A 6,661-nucleotide genomic window follows, 5' to 3' on the forward strand; every position below is an offset into this window, starting at 1 on the left:
TTTTCCTTCAAAGGTCAATAATTGAGTGGGCAAAGATCCTAATAGGATTCGAATCATATGGCCACTTACACTGGTATTTAGGATAATAATGATCAAAATAAATAAAATCGCATTGAGGGGCTTTAACGGATGTCCAACTTGAAAAACGCTAAGAATCTTGGACATGTCGATTCCGATAAAATAATGACTACTCAGTAAAATGACAAAAAGATGCAGGAGTTGATCCAGTACGAAAAACCCCAGTCGCTTTATACTCCCTTCGTTCTGGAAATGAAGGGTATCAAGGATTTTAATTTTTAATAGATCAATCATGTAATGTGATCCAACAATAACAAGTAATGGAATGATAATTTGAAGGTAAATCGTGGTATGGTTTACATTACTGAAATAGGATCCTATTAAAACAAGAGCAGTAATGACAAAGTGATGTAGAATATGTTTTTTTAAATGATTCAGCTTTTCTTTCACCATAGCATCTGTTTGCAGATAAAAATCAGCAATTAAATGTGCCAAAATAAGACTTAATAATAGCATGCTTTCCCCTTTCCATTAAACCTAACTAATGATCTTTACGTAATGATTTTTTAGATAGTTCTGAATGGAATTCATTAACTCTTTACTTTCCAAATTCTCTTGGTCATCCTGGTGCATTTTTTTCTGCAGCGAATGAAGAGTACGGTGGATCTCTTGAAATACTTGATGTATTTCTTCGCTCTTCCCTTTTTTAAAGTGACTGGAAATGGTTGAAGCTGTTTTTCCTAATAACGCTGCCACTGCTTTTTTTTGTTGCAGGATTAAATAGTACCTATATACTTGCTCTTGAATATCCGTTTGCTCTTTGATCAACCACTGTTGCGCTGTTAATAGCGAATTTAGTAATTGTTCAAATTCAAAACGATAATGATGGAACGTAAAAGATTCCTGAAGAGGATCATGGATATAAAATTGATCCAATTCAAATTTAAAGGGTGTTCTTATGGACTCTTGTTTTATTAAATCATTCGCATACCTAGCTTGTTTGATTAACGGATGAATCCATTTTTCAATGTCGATTTCCTCTAGCTCTCTTTCAATGTCACCAAATGAAAGTCCAAAATAGGGTTTATGTTGTTTAAATTTCCATATCCAGTTTACATAATAGGCAATGATAAAGGCGGTTGAATAGCCATAACCAATAAAAATAATTTCATCGCCCGCTCGATGTTTTATCTTTATCGGACCTATTCCGTCTGTCCATTCCGAAATCCAAATAACAAGCTGGTCCAAATAATGGGAAAGTTCAATACCCATTTCATCATTTGAAGAATTGCTGACATCTAAAATAAAAATCGAAATTGGATTTTTCATTACACACACCTTATCTCAGTTAGTTCGACTAATTAATCTAATCTTATTGAAATTCGACTAATTAGTCAAACTTTATACCAATTCGATAAATCTAACTGATTAAATTGTGGTAAAAGATTGCCATTCTTCTGGCAGTAATGCGTGATATGGCAATTGTAAGAAGCGATCATCAATAAGCAAAATGGTGCCATGGTCGGATTCAGAACGGATCAGCCTGCCCCCTGCCTGTTGCACCTTGTTCATTCCTGGAAAGACATAGGCATAGTTGTAACCATTTTTCCCTTTATGATCAAAGTGTTGTTTAATGAGATTTCGTTCAAAACAAAGCTGTGGCAAACCAACCCCTACCACCATGACTCCTGTTATTCGATCCCCGGGTAAATCCACTCCTTCTGAAAATACGCCACCAAGAACCGTAAAACCTACTAATGGTTTAGATGGATTTGGTTGAAAGGCCGCTAAAAAGTTTTCTCGGTCCATTTCCGACATTCCCACGTCTTGCAGAATCGTATCCGTATAGGGATCCAACTTTTTAAATTCTTCATATACAGCCATTAAGTATTGGTAGGAAGGGAAAAATATCAAATAATTCCCTTGCTTATGCTTTATTAAGGAGTTAACTGTTATGGCGATTTGTTCTTTTGTTTGCTCCCGATCACGATAACGCGTAGATAAAGGTTTGACCAAAACCTCCACTTGTTCCTTTTTAAACGGAGATGGGATGGTGGTTACAAAATCTTCTGCATCCCCACCCAGGATCTCCTGATAATATCGAAGTGGCGAAAGAGTGGCAGAAAAAAAAACTTTTGACCTGAAACCTAGTCCTATTTGCTGTATTAATGAGGAAGGATCGATGCAGAACAGTTTTAATACAAAATCATTTCTTTGTTTTTCCACGTAAATCACATAATGTGCATCAAGCATTTCCATTATTTTTAAAAAATGCAAAACTTTAAAGTAGGCATCAAGTAAGACAGGAAAATTCCCTTCTTTTAGCACCTGTTCGGCAGCCTCATTAAATTGCTCCAAATGCTGTTTTAAAGACTCATCCACCTCTTCTAATATAAATTCCTTTTTTCCTTCATGTGCCTTTTTTAAAGACAGGAACCAGGAATTGATCCTGTTAGACATTTCATAGATGGTTTGATGAATCCCCTTTGTTTCCTTCTTTAATTGAAGAAACATGTCTTTCTGAATGGAGGCAGAAAACATTTCCCGGCCACGGTCAACCAGATTGTGGGCCTCATCGATCAGGATCACGGTAGATTTCTTTTGCTCCTGCCATAGCCGTTTTAAAGCAACCTTTGGATCAAAAATATAATTATAGTCACATATAATCGCATCAACGGAATAAACAAGGTCAATAGAAAACTCAAATGGGCAAATTTGATGCTTACGGGCATAGGCTTCAATTACATCACGGTTCAAACAGGTTTCAAGTGTTAATATATCAAGGATGGCCCCATTAATCCGATCATAATAACCATTGGCAAACTCACAATATTCAGGGTTACACTTGGCTTCCTCTTTAAAACAAATTTTATCCTTTGCCGTCAGGGTTACACTTTTCATACACAGCCCATGAGCTTCCATGCGGGAGAAAGCTTCTTCGGCTGTTTTTCTTGTGGTGGTTTTGGCAGTTAAATAAAACAGGCGATTGACCAAGCCTTCCCCCACTGCTTTGACCGATGGGAAAAGAGTAGAAATGGTCTTTCCGATTCCGGTGGGAGCTTTGGCAAATAAATTTTTTTCATCCAAAATGGTTTTATATACAGTTCCCGCCAGTTTTCGTTGGCCTTCACGATAGGTTTCAAAGGGGAATGGAAGTTCTTTGCAGCTCAGATTTCGGCTTGCTTGATGTTGGAACTGCAGCTTGGCAAAGGGTGCGTACATGTCCAATACTTTTTGCACAAATAGATCCAGTTGAGAAAAAGTAAGAGTTTGTTTAAAATATTTTTTCTGGTCTGTTTCAAGATGGACATAGGTAAGCTGAACAGAGATTTCGGTTAGTTGATGATCACGGGCGTACATATACGCATACATTTTGGCTTGGGCCCAGTGTACGGGGGAGCCATCCCCTTCGATTTGGTCCAATGGTTTGGAGAATGACTTAATTTCATCGATGGTAATCGTTTCATTATCCACTAATAATCCGTCACAGCGTCCATCCACGATAAAGGTAATGTCTTCGTATCGGATTTCTGCCCGGAGATAGACTTCTTTTTGGTCTTCTTTTTTATATGTCTTTTGGATTTTTTGATGCGCTCTTGTTCCATCTACCAATGTGGATTGTGATCGGAAACGGGAATCGATGCTGCCGCTGCTGTAAACGTATTCTACTAAAGACCTAACGGATATATTTACTTCATGCGCCACTTGTCCACCAACTTTTTCGAAAATAGAATATATGTTTGTATTTTAAGTATAACAGGTTTTCATCCAATAAAAAATAAAACTCCTAATAATAAGGAGTTTTATGAACGAATTTGACCAATTCCACGAACCACTGATTTTATTGTAGTGATGGCTTTTAAGCCCATCGGCCCACGGGCATGCAGTTTTTGCGTGCTAATTCCGATTTCGGCCCCGTACCCAAACTGTTCTCCGTCCGTAAATCTGGTAGAGGCATTATGATACAATACAGCTGCATCAATGGATCGGAAAAATAAGTTTACGTTTTCGGCATTCCCACTGACAATGGCTTCAGAATGTTTCGTTCCATATTGATCGATATGTTGGATGGCTTCTTTAACATCTTTGACTAATTTCACCGCTAAAATTGGTGCTAAAAATTCTGTATGGTAATCTTCTTCCGTAGCCTTTTGGATAAAAGGATACGCGTTCGCTAATGGTTCGTCCCCACGAAGTTCAACACCTTTTTCGTGTAGTGAGTTTACTAGATTGGAAGTATATGGCCAGTGTTCGTGAATTAACAAGCTTTCTGCAGCATTACAGACGGAAGGTCGATGCAATTTGGCATTGATGGCAATTTTGATTGCCATCTGTTCTTGAGCTGTTTCATCAATATACACGTGGCAATTTCCGACTCCGGTTTCGAGTACTGGGACAGTAGCATTTTGAATCACGGATTGAATCAAGCCTGCCCCACCTCTTGGTATTAGGACATCAAGATATTGATTCAGTTTAAACATTTTCGAAGCTGTTTCCCGGCTGGTATCCTCCAATAATTGAACGGCATCCTTTGGGATCGATGACTGGGATAAAGCCGTTTGCATTACTTGTACGAAGGCCTTGTTTGAGTTTAATGCTGAAGTGCTGCCTCTCAACAGGACGGCGTTACCTGCTTTCAAGCAAAGACTGGCAGCATCCACTGTTACATTGGGACGGGCTTCATAGACCATGCCAATGACTCCGAGAGGAACTCTTACGGTTTGGATGAACAAACCATTTGGTCGCTCCCATTCTTCTACAATTTCTCCAATTGGATCTTCTAAAGTAATGACCTGTTGAATGCCATCAACAATTTGCTCAATACGCTCTTCAGTTAACAACAACCTGTCGAGCAGAGATTCGGAAAGACCATTTTCGATACCTGCTCTAATATCTTTCGCATTTTCTTGGAGAATCCATGTTTTTTCCTTTAAAATTTGCTCTCCCATTTTGGCTAATGCGAGATTCTTTTCCTCTGTCGTGAGCATCCCCAATGTTTTTGAAGCAGTTTTTAATTTCCCAGCTTTTTCAATAAGTTCATTCACTTTTCCTCACTCCTCTCTTATAATGACCCAATTATCCCGATGAATCACCTCAGCCCGCTTATTAATGGAGAAGGCTTTCGATTGTTCACTTGGCAACCCTTTTACTTTTACTAAATCCTGCGCGGAAAAATAACACTGACCCTTGCCAATGATTTTTCCTTTTTGATTACGAACCTCTACCACATCTAACGCACTAAATTCACCTTGGACATTCGTGACTCCTACCGGAAGCAGGCTTTTCCCTTTTTGGACGATTGCCAGCTCGGCCCCCTCATCAATTTCGATGATCCCACCTACCTGTGAGTGAAAGGCAATCCATTGCTTACGCATTTGCATTTGCGTCTGAAACGGCCCGCCGATATAGGTGCCGTCCCCTTTGCCTTCGAGAATATCAACCAATTTTTCCTTGCCTGATCCAGTACCGACAAAGACACTGACGCCAAGAGACAAAGCTTTTTTTGCTGCCATCAGCTTGGATTTCATACCACCAGTGCCAACGGAAGATCCACTTTCCCCCGCTATGCTGAACAGTTCATCCGTAACTTCTGGGATGAAGTTGAACTTTTTCGCAGCGTCGTTTGCTTTTGGATTGCCATCATAAATTCCGTTTACGTCTGTTAAGATAATGAGGGCATTGGCATGCAAAAATCCACTAACTAATGCTGATAGCATGTCGTTGTCTCCAAAGGTCAGCTCTTCGATGGCCACTGAATCATTTTCATTGATGATTGGTAGAACTCCGCGTTGCAGCAGCTCACTCATCGTGTTAAACAAATTTTGGAATTTGACTTTACTGTAAAAATCCTCTCTGCTTAACAAAATCTGAGCTGGGACGATGCTTTGTGTTTGAAAAAGCTGGATATAATGCTGCATTAACAGTCCTTGCCCAACGGCTGCCGCAGCTTGCTTTCCGGCAACAGTTTTGGGACGTGATGGATAACCAAGAGCTCCAAAGCCAGCCGCCACAGCACCGGAAGAAATGAGAATCACCTCGTGTCCTTGTTGTTTTAAATGAGCCAATGCCTCGACGTGATCTCTGATTTTTTCTTCTGAAATCGTTCCGGATACAGAAGTAAGCGAACTGCTCCCAATTTTGACAACCACCAATTGTTTTTTCATGTTAAACCCTTCTTTTTGAAAAAATAAAAAACGACTCATCTGTCCTTTGAATGTCAAAGGACGGAAAAGTCGTTCCGCGGTACCACCTTTATTGATGCCAATTATGATTAGGGCATCCACTTTAAACCCGTAACGTGGGAAAACGGCTTATGTTTTCATAAGCAGCCTAACAGGGCAGGTTCAATCAGCTTTCCGTGAGAAACCTTTCAGCCGATGGGTTTCACTCTCTAACACGTTCCAATGATTTACTATTCCCTTGCCATTTCCGAATTTAATTAACTATGATTATCTAAAGATTTGGTGGAAAAGTCAAGATAGTTTTTTGAAAATTTAATATGAATGAATTTTTGGGCTGTATTGAAATGAAAGGATGAAAGGTGTTGCTTTGATGTTAGCTCCTCACGATCGACCTTGTTTGTCAATATAAAACGAGGCGTGTCACCAATGAGGGCTTTTAACGATTGTGCATGGGAAAAGAT

6 protein-coding genes and 1 other annotated feature are annotated in these 6,661 nt (G+C 39.4%); all 6 genes read right to left on the reverse strand.

Annotation, left to right across the window (positions count from 1 at the left end):
• Nucleotides 1-534, reverse strand: a 534-nt coding sequence (locus V7083_RS22985) for a DUF3307 domain-containing protein (protein ID WP_335482450.1), incomplete at its 3' end; no start/stop codon positions are given.
• 21 nt (nt 535-555) lie between these two features.
• Nucleotides 556-1,347 carry a hypothetical protein gene (locus tag V7083_RS22990; protein WP_335482452.1) on the reverse strand — a complete coding sequence of 264 codons (792 nt, stop codon included), beginning with the start codon at nt 1,345-1,347 and terminating at the stop codon, nt 556-558.
• A 99-nt stretch (nt 1,348-1,446) separates the two neighbouring features.
• Nucleotides 1,447-3,723 carry an ATP-dependent DNA helicase gene (locus V7083_RS22995; protein ID WP_335482454.1) on the reverse strand — a complete coding sequence of 759 codons (2,277 nt, stop codon included), beginning with the start codon at nt 3,721-3,723 and terminating at the stop codon, nt 1,447-1,449.
• Between the two features lie 98 nt (nt 3,724-3,821).
• Entirely contained in the window at nt 3,822-5,063 is a 1,242-nt protein-coding gene (locus V7083_RS23000; RefSeq protein WP_335482456.1) for a glutamate-5-semialdehyde dehydrogenase, read from the reverse strand.
• A gap of 6 nt (nt 5,064-5,069) precedes the next feature.
• Nucleotides 5,070-6,182, reverse strand: a complete 1,113-nt coding sequence (proB, locus tag V7083_RS23005; protein WP_335482458.1) for a glutamate 5-kinase — start codon at nt 6,180-6,182, stop codon at nt 5,070-5,072.
• 53 nt (nt 6,183-6,235) lie between these two features.
• Nucleotides 6,236-6,448, reverse strand: a binding site (T-box leader).
• 9 nt (nt 6,449-6,457) lie between these two features.
• Nucleotides 6,458-6,661: hypothetical protein (locus V7083_RS23010; RefSeq protein WP_335482460.1), on the reverse strand; the 204-nt coding region annotated here is incomplete at its 5' end.

It is taken from the genome of Bacillus sp. JJ1764, from assembly GCF_036962145.1.
Classification (GTDB): Bacteria; Bacillota; Bacilli; order Bacillales; family Cytobacillaceae; genus Neobacillus.

Coding starts and splice junctions, on each gene's coding strand:
- proB (WP_335482458.1), bottom strand. CDS start 6,182: ATGAAAAAACAATTGGTGGTTGTCAAAATTGGGAGCAGTTCGCTTACT.
- V7083_RS22990 (WP_335482452.1), bottom strand. CDS start 1,347: ATGAAAAATCCAATTTCGATTTTTATTTTAGATGTCAGCAATTCTTCA.